This is a genomic window from Heliophilum fasciatum, assembly GCF_004341395.1.
In the GTDB taxonomy this organism is placed as follows: Bacteria; Bacillota; Desulfitobacteriia; order Heliobacteriales; family Heliobacteriaceae; genus Heliophilum; species Heliophilum fasciatum.
On the sequence record NZ_SLXT01000007.1, the window covers coordinates 57,343 to 80,013 of the forward strand.

The window sequence follows — 22,671 nt, forward strand, 5'->3', positions numbered from 1 at the left end:
AAGGAGGTACCCTATGCGCCATACCTTGTCGGTAACCGTTGAAAATAAACCCGGCATTTTGACGCGAGTTGCGGGACTCTTCGCGCGCCGGGGGTACAATATTGAGAGCTTAGTGGTAGCGGAAACCGAAAACCCCCAGATCTCGCGGATGACCATCGTCGTTGACGGTGACGGCCGGATCATCGAGCAGGTCAGCAAACAGCTCCACAAGCTGATCAACGTGCTGAAGATCCAAGACATCACCCATGAAGAAGCGGTGCACCGTGAACTGATCTTGCTGCGCGTCAACGCCGATGCCACCAACCGCACGGAGATCCTGCAAGTGGCCGAAGTGTTTCGTGCCCGCATCGTCGATATGAGCCGCGCCTCCGTGACGATCGAAGCGACCGGTGATACCAGTAAGATCGAAGCGATTCTGACCACCTTCCGCCCCTACGGCATCAAAGAGTTTGCCCGGACCGGCCGCCTGTCGATGATGCGCGGCAAATAACACCTTTCCCCGGTACCATGATGACCGGGATGATTCTCAAGCTTGAAAACCGCGAACAGCGTTTTTCGTAAATAAAAATCAGGCAGTAATCGCCGAGGAGGATTTTTTACACATGAAAGTATTTTATGATTCCGATGCTGATCTCTCGCTTCTGGATGGAAAAACCGTTGCCGTGATCGGCTATGGCAGCCAAGGCCATGCCCAAGCCCAAAACCTCAAAGATTCCGGCGTCAACGTCATCATCGGCCTGCGCCCCAACTCGCCGCGGGTCAAGGAAGCCCAAGCTTTTGGCTTTGAAGTCTACTCCGTAGCGGAAGCCGCCCAAAAGGCTGATTTCATCCAAATCCTGTTACCTGACGAAGTGCAAGGCAAAGTCTACCGGGAAGAAATCGCCCCGTACCTCAAAGAAGGCGATGTGCTTTGCTTCTCCCACGGCTTCAACATCCACTTCGGCCAAATCCAACCGCCCAAAAACGTTGACGTCTTCCTCGTCGCACCGAAAAGCCCCGGCCACATGGTGCGCCGCATGTATGAAAAAGGCGCCGGTGTTCCCCACCTGATCGCCATCCATCAAGACTACTCGGGCCGCGCTCATGACATCGCACTGGCCTACGCCAAAGGCACCGGCGGTACCCGTGCCGGCGTCATCGAAACCACCTTCCGTGAAGAAACCGAAACGGATCTCTTCGGCGAACAAGTCGTACTTTGCGGCGGCGCCACGGCCCTCGTCAAAGCCGGTTTTGAAACGCTCGTTGAAGCCGGCTACGCTCCGGAAATGGCCTACTTTGAGTGTCTTCATGAACTGAAACTGATCGTTGATCTCATGTACGAAGGCGGCATCAGCGCCATGCGTTATTCCGTTTCCGATACCGCACAATGGGGCGACATGATCATCGGACCCCGCATCATCACCGAAGACACGAAAGACGAAATGCGCCAAGTGCTGGCCGAAATCCAAGACGGCACCTTCGCCAAAGAATGGCTCCTCGAAAACCAAGTCAACCGTCCGCAATTCAACGCGTTGGCCAAAGCTGACGAAGACCATGAAATTGAAGAAGTGGGCAAAAAACTGCGCGCCATGATGCCCTGGTTGAAAGCCACGAAGTAAGAGGGAGTGGAGACCATGGAATTGAACGGAGCCCAAGCGTTACTCAAAGCGCTGGAGGCCAATGGAGTGGACGTCATCTTTGGCTACCCCGGCGGATCAGTGCTGCCGATTTATGATGCCCTTCTTGATTCGCCCATCCACCACATCCTCGTGCGCTGTGAACAGGGTGCGGCTCATGCTGCCAGCGGTTATGCTCGGGCTTCGGGACGGCCAGGCGTTTGCCTGGCCACGTCCGGTCCCGGTGCGACCAACCTGGTCACCGGCATTGCCAACGCATATATGGACTCCATCCCCATGGTGGCCATCACCGGGCAAGTGCCCAGCTCCATGGTAGGCACCGATGCTTTCCAAGAAGTTGACATCACCGGCATCACCATGCCGATCATTAAACATAGCTATTTGGTACAAGATGTGACCGAGATCCCCCGCGTGGTCCAGGAAGCTTTTCACCTGGCTTCTACCGGGCGTCCCGGACCGGTGTTGATCGACATCCCCAAAGACGTTCAGCAAACCAAGTTGACCTGGGATGGACTACCGGAGATCGACATCAAAGGCTATAAACCCACCTTCAAAGGCCATCCGGCGCAGATTAAAAACGCCGTGCACATGATCGAAGCAAGTGAACGCCCCGTGATCCTCGTCGGTGGTGGCATCGTCAACCCCCAGGCTCCGGCCGAGTTGATGGAACTGGCACGGAAAGCGCAGATTCCGGTGACGACCACCTTGATGGCTGTCGGTGCTTTTCCCGAGACCGATGACCTGTCGCTGGGTCTTATCGGCATGCACGGTACGGCCTATGCCAACTTGGCCGTTTCCAATGCTGACCTCTTGATTGGCATCGGTGTTCGCTTTGGCGATCGCGCCACCGGGAACACAGCGCGCTTTGCGAAAAACGCCAAAATCATCCACATCGACATCGACCCGGCGGAGATCGGCAAAAACACCGAGATCGATTTGCCCATCGTCGGTGATGCCGGTACCGTCCTGGCCGAGATCAACCGCCTCGTCGGTGAGCACCGCCATGACGCGTGGATGGAACAGATCGCCACGTGGAAACGGGAGCGCCCCTTAAAATACCGCACCGATCGCCTGACGGTGCAGTATGTGCTGGAAGAAATGGGCGACTTGACGCGTGATCGGGCCATCGTCGCCACCGACGTTGGGCAGCATCAAATGTGGGCCGCCCAGCACTATAAGTTTCTCCGTCCCGGTCAACTGGTCACATCGGCCGGTCTCGGCTGCATGGGTTTTGGCCTGCCGGCGGCCAACGGTGTGCAAGTGGCTCGTCCCGATGACCTAGTGATTCTCGTCACCGGTGACGGTTCCATCCAGATGCAGATGCAAGAACTGGGCACGGCACGGCAAGAGAACTTGCCGCTCAAAATTGTGCTTTTCAATAACAACGCCCTGGGCATGGTTCGGCAGTTGCAGCATTTCTACTGTGACAAGCGCTTTTCCGGCGTCAAGCTGAGCTTTAACCCGGATTTTATCGCGCTGGCCAAAGCCTATGGCATTCAAACCTATCAGATCCACAGCAAAGAAGAAACCAAAGCGGTGCTGGAAGAAGCCTTCGCTCACCCAGGTATCGTGCTCGTCGAAGTACTTGTCGATGAAAACGAAATCGTCTATCCGTCGGTGCTCGGCAACAAAGGCCTCGATGAAACCTTAGTCTACGAGTAAGGAGGCGTGAAGCCATGTCCCAATCCAAGCAAGTTGTTATCTTTGACACAACCCTGCGCGACGGCGAACAGTCGCCGGGAGTAAGCCTCAACCTTCATGATAAAATTGAGATCGGCATGCAACTCGCGCGGCTGGGCGTCGATGTGATCGAAGCAGGCTTCCCGATTGCCTCGCCTGGAGACTTTGAAGCCGTCAAAGCGGTTGCCGAAAAAGTAAAGGGGCCGATCATTGCCGGTCTGGCCCGTGCCAATAAAAAAGACATCGATCGCGCCGCCGAAGCGTTGCGCGCCGCCGAGCATGCTCGCATTCACACCTTTATCGCCACTTCGGACATTCACATGCGTCATAAGCTGCGCATGGAGCCCGATCAAGTGCTGGAAGCGGCCGTGGAAGCTGTCCGCTACGCCAAGACCTTCACGTCCGATGTGGAATTTTCCGCCGAAGACGCCTTCCGCAGCGATGTGGCTTTTCTTTGCCGCCTCTTTGAACAAGTGATTCGCGCCGGTGCCAAGACGATCAACATCCCTGATACGGTCGGTTACGCCACGCCGCAAGAGTATGGACAGTTCATCCGCGATATCATCAACGGCACTCCGAACATCAACGAAGCCATCGTTTCCGTGCACTGCCACAATGACCTCGGCCTGGCCGTGGCCAACTCGCTCGCCGCCCTGGAAGCCGGTGCCCGCCAGTTGGAGTGCACCGTCAATGGCATCGGCGAACGGGCTGGCAATGCGTCGCTGGAAGAACTCGTCATGGCGCTCTATACGCGCTACTCAATCTACGGCCTCGACACGAAGATCAACAAAAGCGAAATTTACCGCTCGTCCCGTTTGGTTTCCAACTTGACGGGGATGGCCGTACAGGCCAACAAAGCCATCGTCGGCAAAAACGCTTTTGCCCACGAGTCCGGTATTCACCAGGACGGCGTGCTCAAAGAGCGCTCGACCTACGAGATCATGAATCCCAAGATGATCGGCATCTTTGAAAACAACATCGTTCTCGGCAAACACTCGGGCCGCCACGCGTTTCGCGAACGGCTCAAAGAGTTGGGCTACGAACTGAGCGATGAGGAAATGCAAAAAGCCTTCCTGCGCTTTAAGATGCTCGCCGATCGCAAGCGGGAGATCACCGATGCCGATCTGGCCGTCCTTGTCGACGACGAACGGCGCGAGGAGCCGGAAGCTTTTGTGCTCGACTACCTGCAAGTGACCAGCGGCACCACCTTGATGCCGACGGCCACGGTGCGCCTCGTCAGCGGTGACGGCAGCACCAACAAAGTAATCAGCGCATCGGCCCACGGTGACGGCCCCGTCGATGCCGTCTATAAGGCGATCGATCAAGCCACCGGTACGTCGGTGAAACTGACCCACTATGCCATCGCGGCGATCACCCCCGGCGAAGATGCCCAAGGGGAAGTGAGCGTTCGCGTGGAGCGTGACGGTTGCATCTACACCGGCCGCGGCGTCGATACGGATATTATCACGGCTTCCGCCAAAGCCTACCTCAATGGGATCAACAAAAGCATCAATGATAACCCACCGTCCCGCAAGCCCGACCGGGCGATCTAACATAGGGGAGGAACTACAGAGATCATGGGAATGACGATCACTGAAAAAATTCTCGCTGCCCACGCCGGCAAAGCGACGGTGGAGCCGGGCGAACTGATTCATGCCCAGCTCGATGCCGTGCTGGCCAATGACGTGACGGCGCCCGTTTCCATCAAAGAATTTGAAGCCCATAACATCGAAAAAGTCTTTGACAAAGAACGGGTCATTTTCGTGCAAGACCACTTTGTCCCCGCTAAAGACATCAAATCGGCTGAACAAGCTAAGATCATGCGCGATTTTGCCCGGAAGCATGAACTGCTCAATCATTTTGACGTGGGCGAAATGGGCATTGAACACTGCCTGTTGCCGGAAAAAGGCCTCGTCGGCCCTGGCGACGTGGTCATCGGCGCCGACTCCCATACCTGTACCTACGGTGCCCTGGGCGCTTTTGCGACCGGTGTTGGTTCGACCGACTTGGCAGCCGGTATGGCTCTTGGTGAAGCTTGGTTCAAAGTGCCCGAGACGATCAAGTTCGACTATGACGGCGTGTTGCCGGAAGATGTGACCGGCAAAGACCTGATCCTGCACACCATCGGCGACATCGGCGTCGACGGCGCCCTTTATCAAAGCATGGAGCTGACCGGCACGGCCATCGAAAACCTCTCCATGGACGGCCGCATGACCATGACCAACATGGCCATCGAAGCCGGCGCCAAAAACGGCATCATCGCTCCCGACAAAACCACGCTGGCCTACATCGAAGATCGGGCCGTCCGCCCTTTCAAAGTGTACGCTTCTGACAACGACGCCAAATACGTCCGCGAGATCAAGTATGACGTAGAAAAACTGGAGCCTGTCGTGGCTTTCCCGCACTTACCGGAAAACACCAAACCCGTTTCCGAAGCTGGCCACGTCGAAATCGACCAAGTCGTCATCGGTTCCTGCACCAACGGCCGCATCGAAGATCTGCGCCTGGCCGCGAAGATCTTCCAAGGCAAAAAAGTGCATAAAAACGTTCGTTGCATCATTTTCCCTGGTACGCAGGCCATCTACAAGCAAGCGATCAAAGAAGGCTTGATGGAGATCTTCATCGACGCCGGCGTCGCGGTATCCACCCCGACCTGCGGACCTTGCCTCGGCGGCCACATGGGCATCCTGGCCAAAGGCGAACGGGCGTTGGCTACGACGAACCGCAACTTTGTCGGCCGTATGGGCCACCCCGAAAGTGAAGTCTACCTCTGCGGCTGCAATGTGGCCGCCGCTTCGGCCATCGCCGGACGCATCGTTCATCCCCGGGAGGTGGAATAACATGAAATTCAACGGACCTGTCTGGAAATTCGGCAAAGACATTGACACCGATGCCATCATCCCGGCCCGGTACCTGAACACGACGTCACCGGAAGAACTGGCCAAACACTGCATGGAAGACGCGGACCCGACGTTCCCGCAAAAAGTCAAAGCCGGCGACATCATCGTGGCCGACAAAAACTTTGGCTGCGGTTCCTCGCGCGAACACGCACCGATCTGCATCAAAGCAGCCGGTGTGAGTTGCGTCATCGCCAAATCCTTTGCCCGCATCTTCTTCCGTAACTCGATCAACATCGGCCTGCCGATCTTCGAGTGCCCCGAAGCGGTCGACGGCATCAGCGAAGGCGATGTGGTTTCGGTCAACGCGGCCGATGGCACCATCGTCAACGAAACAACCGGCGCCACATTTAAGGCCAAAGCGCTGCCGGCGTCGATGCAAGAACTGATCGCCGTGGGCGGTTTGATGAAATACGTCCAAGCTAAATTGGCGGCCAAAGCCTAATGGCCAAATGGTCTGATTGCCTGGACGAAAGCGTGAATCGAACCAAATAAGATTGAAATAGCAAGGGGAGCGATGCATTTCGCCACCCCTTGCTGTTCTATCCTCAGAACAAAACCATATTTGTGGAAATGAGAAAGGTGGACCACTGTGAACTATCGCATTGCTGTACTGCCGGGCGACGGCATCGGCGCCGAAGTTGTCCCACAGGCCCTTCGTGTGCTGGATGCTGTTGCCGCCAAAGCCGGCATCACGTTTGAATATACCTACGCACTGATCGGCGGCGCTGCTATCGACGCCACCGGCCATCCACTGCCTCCGGAAACGCTGGAACTCTGCCGCAACAGCGATGCGGTGCTGCTGGGCGCCATCGGCGGCCCCAAATGGGATACCTTGCCGTCGCACCTGCGTCCGGAAGTGGCAGCCCTCTTGCCGCTCCGTAAAGAACTGGGCCTCTACGCCAATATCCGTCCCTGCCATCTCTTCCCGGCCCTGGCTGATGCATCGACCTTAAAGCGCGAAGTACTGGAAGGCGTCGACATGGTTGTCATCCGTGAATTGACCGGCGGTCTGTACTTCGGCGAGAAAAAACGGGAAACCCTGGAAGACGGCAGTGAGCGCGCTGTCGATACCCTCGTCTACAGCACCCCCGAAGTGGAGCGCATCGTCCGCCTGGCTTGCGAAACGGCCAAAAACCGCCGCGGTCAAGTCTGCTCCGTCGATAAAGCCAACGTGCTGGAATCGTCCCGCCTGTGGCGTGAAACAGCCCTGAAAGTGGCCGAAGCGTACCCGGAAATCACCATGAGCCACATGTACGTTGACAATGCCGCCATGCAACTGGTGCGCAATCCGCGCCAGTTTGACGTGCTGGTCACGGAAAACATGTTCGGCGACATCCTGACCGATCAAGCATCGATGCTTTCGGGCTCCCTTGGTATGCTGGCGTCGGCCTCGATCGGCGGCGAAGTGGCCCTTTATGAGCCGGCCCACGGCTCGGCACCGGACATTGCCGGCCAAAACAAAGCCAACCCGCTGGCGACAATTCTTTCGGTGGCCATGATGCTCGAATACAGCTTCAAACGGGTCGAAGAAGCCCGCGCCATTGAAGCGGCTGTGGACCGTGTCCTGAACCAAGGCTACCGGACCGGCGACATCATGGAAGCCGGCAAGACCCTTGTCAACACAGTAGAGATGACAGATTGTGTGATCAACGCGCTGGCGTAAATGCCGGCGCTTGGCCTGAAAAAGAGAGGTGCCGACGGTGAACCGGGTTTTTATCTATGATACAACCTTGCGCGACGGAACGCAGGGTGAAGGCATTTCCTTAAGTGTCGAGGACAAAGTCAAAATTGCGCAGCGGTTAGACCGGCTCGGTGTGGCTTATATCGAAGGCGGCTGGCCCTCTTCGAACCCCAAAGACATGGAGTTTTTCCGCCGCGCCCAAAAGCTGCCCTGGAAAAACGCCAAGATCGCCGCATTTGGTTCGACCTGCCGTCCCGGCAGTATGGCCTGTGATGATCCGAACTTGAAAGCGATTGTTGAATCAGGTGCACCGGTAGCGACGATCTTCGGCAAGACCTGGGACTTTCATGTCACTACCGCACTCAAAACAACGCTGGAAGAAAACCTGCGCTTGATTCACGATTCGGTGACGTTTCTTAAAGAAAGCGGCATGGAAGTGATTTTCGATGCCGAGCATTTTTATGACGGTTATGCGGCCAACCCGGAATACGCCAAAGAAGCGATTCTGACGGCCGAAAAAGCCGGCGCCGACTGGGTCTGCCTGTGCGACACCAATGGCGGCACACTGCCCCAGGAGATCCTGGCGGTGACCCAGGAGATCGTCTTTTTAGCACGAGTGCCTATCGGTCTGCATGTGCACAACGACGGCGACTTGGCCGTGGCCAACTCCCTCATGGGTGTCATGGCCGGTGCCCGGCAAATCCAAGGAACGATCAACGGGTATGGCGAGCGTTGCGGCAACGCCAACCTTTGCTCGATCATCCCCAATGTGCAAGTCAAGATGAAGATGGATTGCATCCCCGGTGAGAGCTTGGCCCACTTGACCGATACGGCGCACTACATTGCCGAGATTGCCAATCAAACCCTCCGTAATGACATGCCCTATGTGGGGCGGTCGGCCTTTGCCCATAAGGGTGGTATGCACGTCTCGGCGCTGCTCAAAGATGCCCAGACCTACGAGCATGTCACACCGGAAACCGTGGGCAATCAGCGGCGCATTCTGGTTTCCGAGCTCTCCGGCATGAGCAATGTGATCTACAAAGCCAAAGAACTGGGACTCGATATCAGTCATCAAAACCCGCAAGCCCGGCAGATCATCGACAATATCAAAGAGCTGGAAAATCAGGGGTACCAGTTTGAAGGTGCCGAAGCGTCTTTTGAATTGATGCTGCGCCGCGCTTTTGATCAGGAGCCCGAACCCTTTGTCCTGGATGCCATCAAGCTGATGATCGAAAAGCGTTCCAATGCCGAATTCACATCGGAAGCGACGATCAAGCTGCGCATCGGTGATCAAGTGGTGCACACGGCGGCCGAAGGCAATGGTCCCGTCAACGCCGTCGATAATGCACTGCGCAAGGCCCTCGGTACCGCCTATCCCTTCCTGCAATCCTGTCACCTCAGTGACTACAAAGTCCGTGTGCTCGACGAGAAGAATGCGACCGGTTCACCGGTACGGGTCTTAATAGAGACGCGCGATGCCCATGATACCTGGAGCACCGTCGGTGTTTCGACGAACATCATTGAAGCTTCCTGGGAAGCGCTGCGGGACTCCTTCTTGTATGGCTGGTTGCAACAACAAAAAAAAGGGGATACTGACCCGGTAGGCTAACTTACGCCACGCTGCCTTCCCGGTTGCCGGTTTCTACACATACAAAAAAGCCTGCCCGGAGGGGGCAGGCTTTTTCTGTCGGCCGTTGTGATTTTCTTCGCATAAAGCATTGATTGAGGAGGAAGATCACTGATACAATTATCAAGCAAGAGATAGAGCGGTTTGGTCTTAGACTTGCTTCGGCGCTTCCGGGAGCGAGGATTCGACCGGTTTGGGCGGTTTGTGCTTGGAAGCAGCGATCCGACTAAAGACGTAGCGGCGAATGACGGCGAGGTTCTGGAAGATACGGACGCCAAAGGCAAAGACAGCCGCTAAAAAAAGATCCACACCGAGTCGGTCACCTACATAGGCCAGCAACGCAGCGAGGAAAGCATTGGTGAAAAAACCGGTCAAGAGTAAGGATGCATCAAAGCGATCCTCCAAGTAGCCGCGCAGGGAGCCAAAGACCGAATCAAGCGCTGCCAATACAGCCACGGACATATATTTGGCGTATTCCATGGGAATGGTGATGGAGAGGGCTGAACCGATAACGAGGCCCACGATCAATCCGATCAGAGGAAGCCACATGTTTTTTCACCGCCTGTTAGATATTCAAAGGAATTGATCATACCGAACTCATTATAGACATAAACCGGATGGGGTCACAAGGGATTTTCCATGAAGAAAACGAAAATCTTAAGAGAGAGGGGTGATCAAGTTGTTTCCACCGGACCTGGAGAAATTCAACGCCATGGCGGTCATCGATATTGTGGCCGTCGCTTATATTATCTATCGCTTCACCATGTTCATTAAGGGGACGCGGGCGGTACAACTGCTGAAAGGGCTTACCTTATTGATCATTACCTCCTATCTTGGAGAAGCGTTGAACTTAACCACCTTGAGCTGGCTCTTGAAACAAGCTTGGACGGCGCTGTTTGTGGCGTTGCCCGTTGTGTTTCAACCGGAACTGCGCCGAACGCTAGAGCAACTGGGCCGGGGCAAACTTTTTCAAGCGCCCCTGTCGACCTTAGCGGAAGAAGATCTGGATCAACTGATCAATGAAATTGTTCGGGCCTCCGGTGTCCTGGTGAAAAATAAAATTGGCGCCTTGATGGTCTTGGAGCGGCAAACCGGTGTTAATGATGTGATTGAAACGGGTACGCCCATCGATGGCAAAGTGTCGGCCGAATTTTTGATCAACATCTTTATTCCCAACACACCACTTCATGATGGGGCTTGCGTGATCCGTGGCGATCGTGTGGCGGCGGCCGGGTGTTATTTGCCGCTGACGGAAGAGCCGGGCTTAGCCAAAGAACTGGGTACGCGCCACCGCGCCGGGATCGGTATCACGGAGCAAAGCGATGCGATTTCGATTATCGTTTCCGAAGAGACGGGGACCTTATCAATTGCCACGGATGGTAAACTGACGCGCTTTTTAGATGAAAAATCGCTGCGCTTGCGCCTGGAAGAGTTGCTGCAAGCGAAAACAAGTGTGACCCGGTCGTTCTGGCAGTGGAGGGGGAACGGATCATGAATTGGGCCAGCATTGCCCGGCGAAACTGGGTATATAAAGTGGCAGCGCTTGTTTTGTCGGTGCTTCTTTGGGTGTATGTGCAAGCGGAGCAACAAGGCAGCCAAGTGCTGACGATTCCTCTCGATGTGGAGGGATTGGAAGCGGGCTATGTGCTTGATCCTGAACCACCGAAAGTGGTGGAACTGAAAGTCAAAGGCCCCAAAGCCAGCTTGACGACCTTATCCAGCCGGGATTTCCGTGCGCGGATCAGCTTGACCGGCGCCCGGCCGGGATCGGTGGTCATTGCCATTCAAGTCGATTCGCCGCCGGCCGTGCAAGTGATCAGCAAAACACCGGCTGAATTGGAACTGAATGTGGACACCTTGCACAACCGTTCGATCCCGGTGGCCTATGAATTTAAGGGCACCTTGCCGGCCGGCTATAAAGCTGGGCAGCCAGTCATCCGTCCGGGTGAAGTGATGGTCAGCGGTGCCAAAAACCGCGTAGATGCCATCAACCGCGTTTACGTGCAAATTCCCGTCAATAGCAAAGAGAACTTGGCTACGAGTTTGCCTGTACGTTTGCAGATTCCCGGCGGTACGGGAGAAGATAACAATGTGCGCATTTCGCCAAAAGCGGTGGATGTGTATATGCCGGTGACGGAAGAAGAGCAAGCCAGAACCGTACAGGTGCGGCCGGTTCAGAGCGGTAGCCCGGCCGATGGCTATAAAGTAGCGGGGCTCCGGGTGGAGCCGGCGCAAGTAGCGATCAGTGGGACGAGCTCGGCGCTGCAAACCATAACGGCGATCAGTACGGCGTCCCTGGATGTGAACGGTGCCCGGGCCGATGTGGTGCGTGATTTGCCGCTGCTCGTGCCCAACGGTGTGAAAGTCAGCGGGCCGCAGTCGGTACGGGTAACGGCTGTAGTTGTGCCGGCAAACAGCGGAACGGTGCCGACGCCGGCTCCGGCTCCGGTACCGGAAGCGCCGAAGGAACCGGTCAAAGAAGAGCCGACGCCCGGTGGAACGGCCGGAACTCCCGTTGGGCCGTCGACTGGGACGACCGGTGGGGAGTAGGGCGTTCGCGAGGACGTTGATGAGATCGGGAGACCATTGATCAGAGCGGGAAACCATGGGTTGATGGAAGCAGAAGCGAAAATAAAAGGAGTGCCCCTTTGTGAAAATACGCATTGCCAATTTGCGTTCTCATCTTGACGAAGAGCCGGCGAAACTACGGGCCAAGGCAGCGCGGCGCATCGGGTTGCATCCGAACCAGGTTGCCGATTGCCGTGTAGTCCGCGAGGCGATTGATGCCCGTAAAAAAACGGAAGTGCGCATCGTCTCGACGGTGGAACTGACGCTGAAGCCGGGTGTGAAGGTCGACCCGGCCATTTGGCAAAAGGATCCGCAGGTGACCTTGCCGGAGGCGGAGGCTAGTGAAGCGGTAACAACAGCACAACCTGATGGGGACCGGTGGCAGCGGGGGGAACGCCCCTTACGTCACCGGCCGGTTGTGATCGGTGCCGGGCCCTGCGGCTATTTTGCGGCGCTGCAATTAGCCGAAGCTGGGCTGCGGCCGATTCTGCTGGAACGCGGTGGGGATGTAGAGCGGCGCGCGCAAGATGTAGGACGCTTTTGGCATGACGGCACGCTCGATCCCGAATCGAATGTGCAGTTCGGAGAAGGCGGTGCCGGTACGTTTTCGGACGGCAAATTGACGACGCGCACTCATGACCGGCGCATTCGCCGGGTTATGGACTGGCTGATCGACGCTGGTGCGCCGGTGGAGATTGCTATTCAAGCGCGGCCCCATGTGGGGACCGACCGGCTTCGTAAAGTTGTGGCCGGTTGGCGTAAAAAGCTGTTGGCGCTAGGCGGGGAGATTTTCTTTGGTGCCCGTGTGGAAGCATTGTTGTTGGAGCCGCTGGTAGAGGCGGAAGCCAAGGTGGCGGCTGGTACTGATGATGTAGATTTCGTGCGCGATCGCCGTGTTGTGGGGGTACGTCTGCCTTCGGGTGTTACCTTAGACGGGCGGGCTCCCGGCGGTGAACTGGCGGCCGATGTGGTCGTGCTGGCCATCGGTCACAGTGCTCGCGATACGGTCAAAGCGCTTTATGCGCAGGAAGTGCCCATGGAAGCCAAGTCGATGGCCATTGGCGTGCGCATCGAGCACCCGCAGGCTTGGATCGACCGGGCTCAATACGGTGAAGCGGCAGGGCATCCAAGGCTTGGTGTGGCTGATTATCAACTGCACAGCAAGCTCAAGGAAGCCGAGCGGACGGTGTTTTCCTTTTGCATGTGCCCGGGCGGGCAAGTGGTGGCGGCGGCTTCGGAAAAAGGCGGCGTCGTGACCAACGGTATGAGTTCCTATGCCCGGGCGACAGGTGTCGCCAATTCGGCACTGGTTGTTTCGGTGACGCCGGAAGATTTTCCGACGCCGGACCCGCTGGGCGGGATGGCGTTTCAGCGAGAGTGTGAGCAAAAAGCATTTCAACTAGGTGGCGGCAATTATCAGGCGCCGGCGCAGCGCATCGACGACTTTTTGGCTGACCGCAAGGGCGACTTAGCCGATACGGTCGTCGAGCCGACGTACCGGCCCGGTGTGACCGCTGCCAACTTGCGTGATTGTCTGCCCAAGGCAATCGGCGATGGGATCGCCGCCGGGATTGCCGATTTTGGGCGCAAGATCAGTGGCTATCATAACGATAATATTGTCATGACCGGCGTGGAAACAAGGACGTCGTCGCCGTGGCGGATTCCCCGCGATGCGACGTTGCAGTCACCGGCCATTGCCGGGCTGTATCCGGCCGGGGAAGGTGCCGGTTATGCCGGCGGGATCGTCAGTGCGGCCGTAGACGGGTTGCGGGTAGCCGAGGCGATTATCGGTACCTATCGCAAGCTGCCGGAAGAGGGCTAGCGACCTGACTTTTACGTGATAATTGAATTTTGATTTTAAAATGATAACGCCTTAGCGATGTACGAGGGCAGCAATATACAGGGAAACGATACACGAGAGCAGCAATACACGAAAACAGCGATCAAGAGACTCTAAAGTAGATAGGAGAAAGCAAGATGGGCAAATTATTTGGCACCGATGGAGTTCGGGGTGTGGCCAACCGGGAGTTGACGCCGGAACTGGCTTTTCGGCTGGGACGGGCAGGCGCTTACGTATTAAGTCAATCGGCACCGCACCCGCGCATCGTGATTGGTAAAGATACGCGGATTTCCGGTGACATGCTGGAAGCGGCATTGATCGCCGGGATCACCTCCGTCGGCGGTGAAGCGCTGCCTGTCGGTGTTTTGCCGACGCCGGGGATCGCCTTTTTAACACGGGAACTGCAAGCGACGGCTGGGGTGGTGATCTCGGCATCGCACAATCCGGTGCAGGATAACGGGATCAAATTTTTTGCTGGTACGGGCTATAAACTGCCCGATGCGCTGGAAGAAGAGATTGAAAGTTATGTACTGGGCCAAGGCTCTGTCAATAAATCGTCGCAACAATTGGGCGGCAGTCGTGCAGGAACTGACGGCAAGGTTGACGGCGGGACTGACGGTGGGGCTGACGGTAGCGACAATGCCTGTGATGATGCTACTGCCAATGCCAATGATATCGACGATGTCGATGAATCGAAGGCAACGCCGGTCATGGCGGATCGGGCTGTGGATGATGCGGTCAATGATACGGTCGGCGATCAGGAAGGTTTGCACCACGACGGGTTGCCAGCTCCCACAGGTATTCAAGTGGGCCGGGTGATCCCCGTAGCTGATGCAGCCGAACGGTACATAGCGTTTTTGCGGAAAACGGTGCCCGGTGATTTTGCCGGGATGAAGATCGTCATTGACGGTGCCAACGGGGCAGCGTCTAAGGTGGGGCCGGAATTGTTCCGGTCGCTAGGGGCAGAAGTGATCACAATTCACTGTGCACCCGATGGGACGAACATCAATGCCGGATGCGGATCGACTCATCCGGAAAGTTTGGCGGAAGCGGTTGTGGCCAACGGCGCCGATCTGGGGCTGGCTTTTGACGGTGATGCGGACCGATTGATCGTTGTTGATGAAAAGGGTGCGATCGTCGACGGGGATCAGATCATGGTGGCGATCGCCTTATACATGAAGGAGCAGGGACAACTGCCGAAAGATACGGTGGCTGTCACGGTGATGAGCAACATGGGGCTGCACCTGGCGCTCAAGGCGGCGGGGATTCAGATCTTGGAGACCAAGGTCGGCGACCGCTATGTTCTGGAGGCGCTCCGGGAAAACGGTGCCGTTTTCGGTGGTGAGCAGTCGGGGCATATCTTGATGCTCAACCACAATACGACTGGTGACGGTGTGCTGTCGGCGTTGCAACTGGTGCGGGTACTCCGGGAAAAGGGGCAGAAGATGTCGGAATTGGCCGGGCAGATGCAGAAACTGCCGCAACTGCTGGTCAATGTGCGGGTTAAAGACAAGGCCTGCCAGGAAGAGCTGGAGGTCAAAGCGGCCGTGGCGGCCGGAGCGGCTAAGCTGGCCGGACGGGGGCGTATCCTGGTGCGGCCTTCGGGGACGGAGCCGCTCATCCGGGTGATGGGTGAGGGGCCGGACGCGGAGGAACTGCGGGCGATCGTTGAAGAGATCGCTGATGTGTTCCGGCGGTATGCGTAAGTAGCGCATGGGGTGGCGTATGGGTCAGCACGTTCGCTAAGGGCTAGCGTCCAAAACGCTCACGTTGCTGACGCATGCGCTGGGGATGTGTCGGGGGCGTGCCGGGGGCATGCTGGCGATGTTCCGGTGGTATGTGTAGCGCATAGGTCAGCACGTTCGCTAAGGGCTGACGCCCAAAACGCTCACGTTGCTGACGCATGCGCTGGGGATGTGCCGGGGGCATGCTGGCGATGTGTAGAAGAACTGTACAGGAAACGGTCATTTTTTGGTTAGGGTAGAGCAGGGCTATCTGCGGAGGGCTATGCCGCAGGTAGCCTTTTTAGTCCTGAATTTTGGGGAGTGGGTTGCGCAGGGCTTGGCAGACTGATACAATGATCGCGAATGATAATAGAAACATAATGTTTAGATGAGCTATTTATGGGGTGCACATTCTCTGGCATTATGTAGAGAAAGGGTGGTGTTATTTTTTAACAATATAACAATACAAGTGATGTAATGGTTAGTCAGTAAGTTTGTGCTTAATTAAAAGGGTCAATGGTGGAATGGTTCTGACAAAAATAATGCAAGCGCCAGAACCGGTGCGGGTGAAAGTAAACCGGTTGACGAGGCGGGGGTTTATCGAAGATTTCGGCGGATGCCCCCTGGCTGCTCACGGCCTACAGTTCTGTAACAAATCCCGGGAGTAATCGCGGGGACAAAGGCGGAACGGTGAGTGTAGGATTCGTCTGTCCAATTGACCGCTGTGTACCTTTTCGGGTGATCGACCGAGCGAAAAGGGCAGTGGTTTTTTTGTGCTTTTTTCAAATTCAGCGAAAGTATGTAGCAGGATTGAGGAGGATTTTTCTATGTGTGGAATCGTCGGCTATATTGGTGCCAGTCTCGCGGCACCGATCTTGGTGGAAGGCTTGACCAAGCTGGAGTATCGTGGCTATGATTCGGCGGGTATTGCGATCGCCGGCAAGGACGGCATTGAGGTCAAGAAAGCGAAGGGTAAGCTGGCGGTTCTGGAGCGGCAACTGCAAAGTGGTATGCCGACCGGTACGGTAGGGATCGGGCATACACGGTGGGCAACGCACGGCAAGCCGTCGAATGAAAACTCGCACCCCCATATTGACAATAGCGGCGATTTTGCGGTGGTTCATAACGGGATCATAGAGAACTTCCAAAAGCTCCGGGATCAATTGGAAGAGGAAGGGACCGTTTTTACGTCCCAGACCGATACGGAAGTGCTGGCGCACTTGGTGGCGAAGTATTATGACGGTGACTTGGAAGCGGCGGTGCGGCGGCTGATCGTCGATATTGAAGGGTCTTTTGCGATGGCCTTTTTGTGCAAGCATGAGCCTGACAAGATTGTGGCCGTGCGCAAAGACAGCCCGCTCGTCGTCGGTCTCGGTGACGGTGAATTCTACTTAGCTTCCGATATTCCAGCGATTCTCAAACATACGCGACGCACTTATATCCTTGATGACGGTGAAATGGCGGTGCTGACGCGCCGTGGCGTTACGGTCAAGTGCTGCGGCACCGGGACGTGCATTGAGAAGGAAGTTTTTCAGGTGGAGTGGGATGCGGTAGCGGCGGAAAAAGGCGGCTATGACCACTTTATGCTCAAGGAGATCTTTGAGCAGCCCAAGGCGCTCCGCGATACCTTGTCGGGGCGGATCGTGGAAAACGGCCATGTGACGCTCAATATGGAAGAACTGAAGCTCGATCCGGCAGAACTGCGGGCGGCCAATAAGGTGTGCATCGTCGCGTGTGGTACGGCTTATCATGCCGGGTTTGTCGGCAAGTATATCATTGAGAATCTGGCGCGCATTCCCGTGGAAGTGGATGTGGCGTCGGAGTTCCGTTATCGCAATCCGCTCGTCGATGCCCATACGTTGATGGTCGTGGTTAGCCAGTCCGGTGAAACGGCCGATACGCTGGCGGCGCTGCGGGAAGCGAAGGGCAAAGGGGCCAAGGTTTTTGCGGTGACGAACGTGGTGGGTTCTTCGATTGCCCGTGAGGCCGATGCGGTGCTCTACACCTGGGCGGGACCGGAGATTGCCGTGGCATCGACGAAGGCGTACACGACGCAGCTTTTGGCGATGAACTTGCTGGCGCTGGCGCTGGCCGAGGCGCGGGGTACGCTGTCGGCGGAGGAGATCAGTGAGATCGCCGGAGCGATGCGGGAGATTCCCAAGCAGGTCGAAGATGTGTTGAACGCGGCCGGCGAAGTGCGCATGGTGGCCGAGAAGATCAAGAAGTGGAACGATGCCTTTTTCATCGGCCGCTCGATTGATTATGCGGTGGCGATGGAAGGGTCGCTGAAGCTCAAAGAGATCTCCTATATTCATGCGGAAGCTTATGCGGCGGGCGAACTGAAGCATGGGACGCTGGCGCTGATTACGGAGAATATTCCGGTGATTGCGCTGGCCACGCAGGAGCAGGTGTTGGAAAAGACGATCTCCAATATCCAGGAAGTGAAGGCGCGGGGCGCGATGATCATCGCGGTGGCGCAGGAAGGGAATAAGGAGATTGTCAAGTTTGCTGATGTGCTCTTGACGGTGCCGCGGACCCATCCGGCGTTGACGCCGATTTTGGCGGTGGTGCCGCTGCAATTGCTGTCGTACTATACGTCGGTGGTACGCGGTTGTGATGTGGATAAACCGCGGAATTTGGCGAAGAGTGTGACGGTGGAGTAGGGTTTGATAGGGTAGAGAAATGAGAATCCCCCTGATGAGGCGGTAAGCCTTGTCAGGGGGATTTTTGTTTTTTATAGGATGAAAGAGGAAGTATGGGAGGAATTTGTTGGGGATTGTCGAAAATAAGATTAAAGAATTCTATATTATGATGTTGAAAATATTAAAAAGTATCGACGTGTACAGTGCAATATCCTAATCTCAACTATGTTTGCCTTGATAAGTAGAGAGAAAACAAATTTATCTCGCGCTTAATGATGAATTCAATATATCTAGAGGAGTGATTAGCATGCATTTAGACCCTAAAACTGAGTGTGAAATGATAATAAAAAGGCATAAAATAATCTTTGAGAAAAAAATACTTGATTATTTATTGCTATCTCCTGAGGAACTGAGAGAGCGATTAGACTGGAAAGATGCGCGGATATCTTCAGAGCTAAAAAAAGCTAACCATGAAGATACACGCTTTATTTTAAAAAATGTCATGAATAGAAGTGTACATAAAGAAATTAAATCGCTTTTTGATGAACTGAACAAGGAACTTGAATGTGTATTTGAAAAAAATAACAAAAAATATCGGTGGTTAAAAATAAAGGGGGATGATATCAGTATATATAATGAAGAACCTTCAGATAATTGCACCAAGTCAAAAGAAACAAAAATTGCGGAGAAAATAGATTTGTTTTTAAAAGGATTAAACTTACCTAGCCAAATTAATACAGTTGTTTCAGTAGCATCAATTGTATTATCTTGGGTCGCAATACCGGCAATATCAGTGATACCTGCAATAAGCTTATCGGGTTCAGCTATCTTTTTTATCATAAAAAGAATATCTTCAACAAATCTAGATGTGAATCGAGATAAAGATTTGTTGGCTGATAAATTGAAGGAAATAAAAGATAAATTAGCCCCATCGGTAGCTGTAATGATTTCAGAAAAAATCACTAATATGTATGTAAATCATGTAGAACATCAGATCTCATACGGGAAGAAAACGAATGATTATAGTTTTATGAAGAGAGCTGCACTTGTAACACTTGGGGCAATTGTTTTGCTGAAAGAATCAATAATTAAAAAATAGTGTTCATACGATTGCAAAAATCCGAATCCTTAATATTGAATATTTCGCTCTGAGAGAGCCATTGTGTCGGCAAAATAGAGTCACCTTCACGGAGTAGAGATCCACCTGTTTTTTCACTCTATAATGGATTTATGCACATCCATATGTGTAAATTTATTATGGAGGCGGTAATCATGGTGAATTATCGCGAAATTCTACGATTGCGAAGCTTGGAATACTCGCAGCGCCAAGTTGCTGTCAGTGTCAAATGCTCCCGCAATACGGTCAGTGAAGTCTATCGATTCGCTGATGAAAAGGTATATCATGGCCACTGTCTTCCGAGAATGGACAAATACGGATTTGCAGCATCTCCTTTATCCTATGAAGGCATCGGGAACAGAAAGAAAAATGCCCGACCTGGCCCATTTGCACAAGGAGTTGGCCAAATCCGGTGTGACTCTGACCTTGTTATGGAGTGAATATTGCGACAGTGCAAGGAATACTTATCTTCCTAACAAGTATGTAATCCGTATTATCCACAGCCATTGCAGATGATGCTAAAAAAGAGTAGCCATCATAAGGTCATCGTAGGGATAGATGGCCCTCGTTCCGTGATCATGGCTCTATTTTCCCGTGAAGGTGGCTCTGTTTATCCGATAAAGTGGCTCTTTCACGTCGAAATACTCACTTTGTATGGCATAGATTCGGGTATTGTAACCGGTAAAAAAACTATTGACCGATTACAGTAGGTAAGAAAGGATACAAGGTGATAAAATGAAATTTACTGTTTATACTGGTTTGCTTATTGAGAAATCAGAAGGTGTATATTTGCAAATTGATAATTGGGATGACTGGTTTAAGTATTCGACAATGTATTATCTGCGATATGTAAATTCAGAAGGCAAAATATATGACATAGGTAGTGTAAAGATTGGTCAATACAATATGGAACAAAGGCGTCCCGGAATTCCAGATTCTTTCGAGATTTTAGGTGAAGAATTTTTTTCGGTTGGCCAAAGTGATGAATATTATGAAAATCTCAAGAAACTTGATGATAAAATTAGAGAAAACATATTGATTTCCTTAAGAGATATGGCTTACGATCTCGATATTTTCGAAAAATTCAAGAATGAAGATGTAGTTAATGTTTCGTTGATGCGAGATGTAACGAAAAAAACTATTACTAAACAATTTCACAGAATGGCTCATGGAGGAGCACGGCTTACCCGCTTCACTTTTGGCTATCGTTTCCCATCAATAATAAATTATCGGAATAATATGTTTGATGTTGATAAACCTGCGGCTATCACTTTTAAAGTCGAACCTGAATCAAACCCACCAACCAATATTCATATTGTTATAGGAAGAAATGGTGTTGGAAAAACCTTTATGATAAAAAATATAATTAGTGCTATAACAGATAATAAGAGTGATGAAGAAGCGGGGTATTTTTTTGAGCTTCAACATGAGAATAAGATTAGTGCTGACGAGCTATTTGCCAATGCGATTTGTGTTGGGTTTAGTGCTTTTGATGATCTTTCGAGTTCTATTGATACCAAAAATAATGATTCATTACCTTTGATATTTATTGGGCTAGATAACAAATATGATGGTGAAAATGTATTTTATAATGATAACTCTAGGATTGATAAGTTGTCGTTTCAGTTTGCCAATAGTTTGTTTAAAAGTTTTTTAAGTAAATCAAAAATAACTTTATGGCGTAGAGCAATGTCAGTATTGAATTACGATAACTATTTTCAAGAGTCTGGGATATCAGAATTAAAATTTGTTAAAGATGAAAACATATTTATCCAAACAGCAAGAGAACGATTTGCTTTGTTAAGTTCTGGGCACAAAATTATACTTCTTACCATAACCCGATTGGTTGAATTTATTGAAGAGAAATCATTAATTATTCTTGATGAACCTGAAACTCATTTACATCCCCCATTACTAGCAGCTTTTATAAGAGCACTATCTGATATATTGATTGAAAAAAATGGTGTTGCATTTATTACGACACACTCTCCAATTGTATTACAAGAAGTTCCTTCAAGTTGTGCATGGAAAATGCAACGCTCAAGAAGTACTGTTTCTCTTGAGAAATTAGATCAGGAGACATTTGGAACCAATATTAATTCATTGATAAGAGAAATATTTGGCCTTGAAGTGGATAAGTCGGGTTTTCATAAACTATTGAAAGAAAATCTTATAAAAATGAATTATGTTTTTGATGATGTTGTAAACAACTTTAATCACGAATTAGGTGATGAAGCGAGAGCTATATTGCGGTTATTGATTGCTTTGAAAATGAGGGAAAATAATGATTAGAATGAAAAAGCCAGAAAATAACATCGATATAATAATATCTGATTGTGTGAGTAATTATCGGGATGAAGATCTAAGAAATAGATTTAAGTCTAGTATCGCATTTATTGAAAGATATACAGAAAAATTTGACAATGAGATGATGCGAAATAATGTTCATTCACTTCAACCTCATAATAGTGTGAATGGAACTGTATCTGACGATGAAATGGTAAAATTATACGATGATAAGTTTTCCAAAAGAGATCAACCTGGAAGAAAACATTACGATAAGATAAAGGTATCAGCCCAGAATGGCCGGTGCCCATTTTGTGGAATTCGTCCAGTATATACCCTTGATCATTTTCTTGTTAAAAATTCGTTTCCTACTCTGGCGGTATCTCCAATGAATCTTGTTCCTGCTTGTAGAGATTGTAATACAATAAAAGGTAATAAACAGTTTTCGTGTTATGAAGACACACATCTACACCCATATTATGATGACTTAGGAAATGAAATTTGGTTAGAGGCAATAGTAAAAAAAACATCGGATATTGTAGTATTATATAAAGTAAAAAAGCCAGATTCATGGAATGAATCGCTTTTCCAACGTATGAAAAATCATTTTGATTTATTTGATTTAAACACTATATTCAGCCTTCAGGCAGTTGATGAAATTGCTAGTAGTATATATAAGTTTAAAAACATAAAGGAGATAGCTGGCCAAGATGCACTTTATAAGGATTTAAGTGGCACGTTAAAAAGTTGTGAAAAAGCATCACTTAATGGATGGAAATCTGCGTTGTATCGTGCTTTAGCTACAGATCGATGGTTTGTTGAAGTGTATATTTGATTGTATATCATAATATCCAACATGTATCTGGTCATTGTGGGTAATTCGGAAAAGCAAAAATTTCATGATGGATAGAGGATAAAAATAATGTGCTACAAGAAGAGTGGTATAGGGATTTAATATATATTTCCGAGATTGTTAGTTTGTTTTTGCTT

18 protein-coding genes and 1 pseudogene are annotated in these 22,671 nt (G+C 52.1%); 17 read left to right on the forward strand and 2 right to left on the reverse strand.

Features of this window, described 5'->3' with window-relative positions; all coding sequences use genetic code 11:
* Positions 1-13 precede the first annotated feature (13 nt).
* From ilvN to cimA, 8 genes are all read left to right on the forward strand, one after another.
* Complete coding sequence (ilvN, locus tag EDD73_RS05225; RefSeq protein WP_131918720.1) at positions 14-490, forward strand: acetolactate synthase small subunit; 477 nt, start codon at positions 14-16, stop codon at positions 488-490.
* Between the two features lie 112 nt (positions 491-602).
* Positions 603-1,598, forward strand: coding sequence for a ketol-acid reductoisomerase (gene ilvC / locus EDD73_RS05230; protein WP_131918721.1), 996 nt, complete (start codon positions 603-605; stop codon positions 1,596-1,598).
* A gap of 15 nt (positions 1,599-1,613) precedes the next feature.
* On the forward strand, positions 1,614-3,278 hold the full coding sequence (ilvB, locus tag EDD73_RS05235) for a biosynthetic-type acetolactate synthase large subunit (RefSeq protein WP_131918722.1): 1,665 nt from the start codon (positions 1,614-1,616) through the stop codon (positions 3,276-3,278).
* A gap of 14 nt (positions 3,279-3,292) precedes the next feature.
* A complete protein-coding gene (locus EDD73_RS05240; RefSeq protein ID WP_131918723.1) occupies positions 3,293-4,849 on the forward strand; it encodes a 2-isopropylmalate synthase in 1,557 nt (518 codons plus the stop codon).
* Positions 4,850-4,873: 24 nt separating this feature from the next.
* On the forward strand, positions 4,874-6,136 hold the full coding sequence (gene leuC / locus EDD73_RS05245; RefSeq protein ID WP_131918724.1) for a 3-isopropylmalate dehydratase large subunit: 1,263 nt from the start codon (positions 4,874-4,876) through the stop codon (positions 6,134-6,136).
* Position 6,137: 1 nt separating this feature from the next.
* On the forward strand, positions 6,138-6,638 hold the full coding sequence (locus EDD73_RS05250; protein ID WP_131918725.1) for a 3-isopropylmalate dehydratase small subunit: 501 nt from the start codon (positions 6,138-6,140) through the stop codon (positions 6,636-6,638).
* A gap of 147 nt (positions 6,639-6,785) precedes the next feature.
* The gene (gene leuB / locus EDD73_RS05255) at positions 6,786-7,859 is read left to right on the forward strand and encodes a 3-isopropylmalate dehydrogenase (protein ID WP_131918726.1); all 1,074 of its coding nucleotides are present in this window, start codon (positions 6,786-6,788) and stop codon (positions 7,857-7,859) included.
* A gap of 37 nt (positions 7,860-7,896) precedes the next feature.
* Positions 7,897-9,486, forward strand: coding sequence for a citramalate synthase (cimA, locus tag EDD73_RS05260; RefSeq protein ID WP_131918727.1), 1,590 nt, complete (start codon positions 7,897-7,899; stop codon positions 9,484-9,486).
* Between the two features lie 168 nt (positions 9,487-9,654).
* On the opposite strand, the gene EDD73_RS05265 is transcribed toward cimA, so the two are convergent.
* A complete protein-coding gene (locus EDD73_RS05265; protein ID WP_131918728.1) occupies positions 9,655-10,053 on the reverse strand; it encodes a small basic family protein in 399 nt (132 codons plus the stop codon).
* A 163-nt stretch (positions 10,054-10,216) separates the two neighbouring features.
* Here EDD73_RS05265 and cdaA point away from each other — a divergent pair, with 163 nt between their 5' ends.
* The 5 genes and pseudogenes from cdaA (at position 10,217) to EDD73_RS15585 (ending at position 15,618) form a co-directional block, all read left to right on the forward strand.
* Positions 10,217-10,999 (forward strand): diadenylate cyclase CdaA, encoded by a 783-nt coding sequence (cdaA, locus tag EDD73_RS05270; RefSeq protein WP_131918789.1) that lies wholly within the window; start codon positions 10,217-10,219, stop codon positions 10,997-10,999.
* Positions 10,996-12,054 (forward strand): CdaR family protein, encoded by a 1,059-nt coding sequence (locus EDD73_RS05275; RefSeq protein ID WP_131918729.1) that lies wholly within the window; start codon positions 10,996-10,998, stop codon positions 12,052-12,054. Before cdaA ends, EDD73_RS05275 begins: the two co-directional genes overlap by 4 nt.
* 100 nt (positions 12,055-12,154) lie before the next feature.
* Complete coding sequence (locus EDD73_RS05280) at positions 12,155-13,894, forward strand: NAD(P)/FAD-dependent oxidoreductase (protein ID WP_131918730.1); 1,740 nt, start codon at positions 12,155-12,157, stop codon at positions 13,892-13,894.
* Positions 13,895-14,049: 155 nt separating this feature from the next.
* A pseudogene (locus tag EDD73_RS15580) lies at positions 14,050-14,448 on the forward strand (phosphoglucosamine mutase); the annotation flags it as partial.
* 174 nt (positions 14,449-14,622) lie between these two features.
* Positions 14,623-15,618, forward strand: a complete 996-nt coding sequence (locus EDD73_RS15585) for a phosphohexomutase domain-containing protein (RefSeq protein WP_131918790.1) — start codon at positions 14,623-14,625, stop codon at positions 15,616-15,618.
* A gap of 43 nt (positions 15,619-15,661) precedes the next feature.
* Here the strand turns inward: EDD73_RS15585 and EDD73_RS14810 are convergent, their stop codons facing one another.
* The gene (locus EDD73_RS14810; RefSeq protein ID WP_165876340.1) at positions 15,662-15,817 is read right to left on the reverse strand and encodes a hypothetical protein; all 156 of its coding nucleotides are present in this window, start codon (positions 15,815-15,817) and stop codon (positions 15,662-15,664) included.
* A gap of 646 nt (positions 15,818-16,463) precedes the next feature.
* Between EDD73_RS14810 and glmS the strand changes: the two genes are divergently transcribed.
* From glmS to EDD73_RS05310, 4 genes are all read left to right on the forward strand, one after another.
* Positions 16,464-18,299 (forward strand): glutamine--fructose-6-phosphate transaminase (isomerizing), encoded by a 1,836-nt coding sequence (glmS, locus tag EDD73_RS05295; RefSeq protein ID WP_131918731.1) that lies wholly within the window; start codon positions 16,464-16,466, stop codon positions 18,297-18,299.
* Positions 18,300-18,585: 286 nt separating this feature from the next.
* On the forward strand, positions 18,586-19,377 hold the full coding sequence (locus tag EDD73_RS05300) for a hypothetical protein (protein WP_131918732.1): 792 nt from the start codon (positions 18,586-18,588) through the stop codon (positions 19,375-19,377).
* 753 nt (positions 19,378-20,130) lie between these two features.
* Positions 20,131-21,687 carry an AAA family ATPase gene (locus EDD73_RS05305; protein WP_131918733.1) on the forward strand — a complete coding sequence of 519 codons (1,557 nt, stop codon included), beginning with the start codon at positions 20,131-20,133 and terminating at the stop codon, positions 21,685-21,687.
* A complete protein-coding gene (locus EDD73_RS05310; RefSeq protein WP_131918734.1) occupies positions 21,680-22,516 on the forward strand; it encodes an HNH endonuclease in 837 nt (278 codons plus the stop codon). Before EDD73_RS05305 ends, EDD73_RS05310 begins: the two co-directional genes overlap by 8 nt.
* Positions 22,517-22,671 lie beyond the last annotated feature (155 nt).

Coding starts and splice junctions, on each gene's coding strand:
- EDD73_RS05300 (WP_131918732.1), top strand. CDS start 18,586: ATGCATTTAGACCCTAAAACTGAGTGTGAAATGATAATAAAAAGGCAT.
- EDD73_RS05310 (WP_131918734.1), top strand. CDS start 21,680: ATGATTAGAATGAAAAAGCCAGAAAATAACATCGATATAATAATATCT.
- ilvC (WP_131918721.1), top strand. CDS start 603: ATGAAAGTATTTTATGATTCCGATGCTGATCTCTCGCTTCTGGATGGA.
- EDD73_RS15585 (WP_131918790.1), top strand. CDS start 14,623: ATGGCGGATCGGGCTGTGGATGATGCGGTCAATGATACGGTCGGCGAT.
- EDD73_RS14810 (WP_165876340.1), bottom strand. CDS start 15,817: ATGCGTCAGCAACGTGAGCGTTTTGGGCGTCAGCCCTTAGCGAACGTG.
- ilvN (WP_131918720.1), top strand. CDS start 14: ATGCGCCATACCTTGTCGGTAACCGTTGAAAATAAACCCGGCATTTTG.
- EDD73_RS05305 (WP_131918733.1), top strand. CDS start 20,131: ATGAAATTTACTGTTTATACTGGTTTGCTTATTGAGAAATCAGAAGGT.
- cdaA (WP_131918789.1), top strand. CDS start 10,217: ATGGCGGTCATCGATATTGTGGCCGTCGCTTATATTATCTATCGCTTC.
- EDD73_RS05250 (WP_131918725.1), top strand. CDS start 6,138: ATGAAATTCAACGGACCTGTCTGGAAATTCGGCAAAGACATTGACACC.
- leuC (WP_131918724.1), top strand. CDS start 4,874: ATGGGAATGACGATCACTGAAAAAATTCTCGCTGCCCACGCCGGCAAA.
- EDD73_RS05275 (WP_131918729.1), top strand. CDS start 10,996: ATGAATTGGGCCAGCATTGCCCGGCGAAACTGGGTATATAAAGTGGCA.
- ilvB (WP_131918722.1), top strand. CDS start 1,614: ATGGAATTGAACGGAGCCCAAGCGTTACTCAAAGCGCTGGAGGCCAAT.
- glmS (WP_131918731.1), top strand. CDS start 16,464: ATGTGTGGAATCGTCGGCTATATTGGTGCCAGTCTCGCGGCACCGATC.
- EDD73_RS05240 (WP_131918723.1), top strand. CDS start 3,293: ATGTCCCAATCCAAGCAAGTTGTTATCTTTGACACAACCCTGCGCGAC.
- EDD73_RS05265 (WP_131918728.1), bottom strand. CDS start 10,053: ATGTGGCTTCCTCTGATCGGATTGATCGTGGGCCTCGTTATCGGTTCA.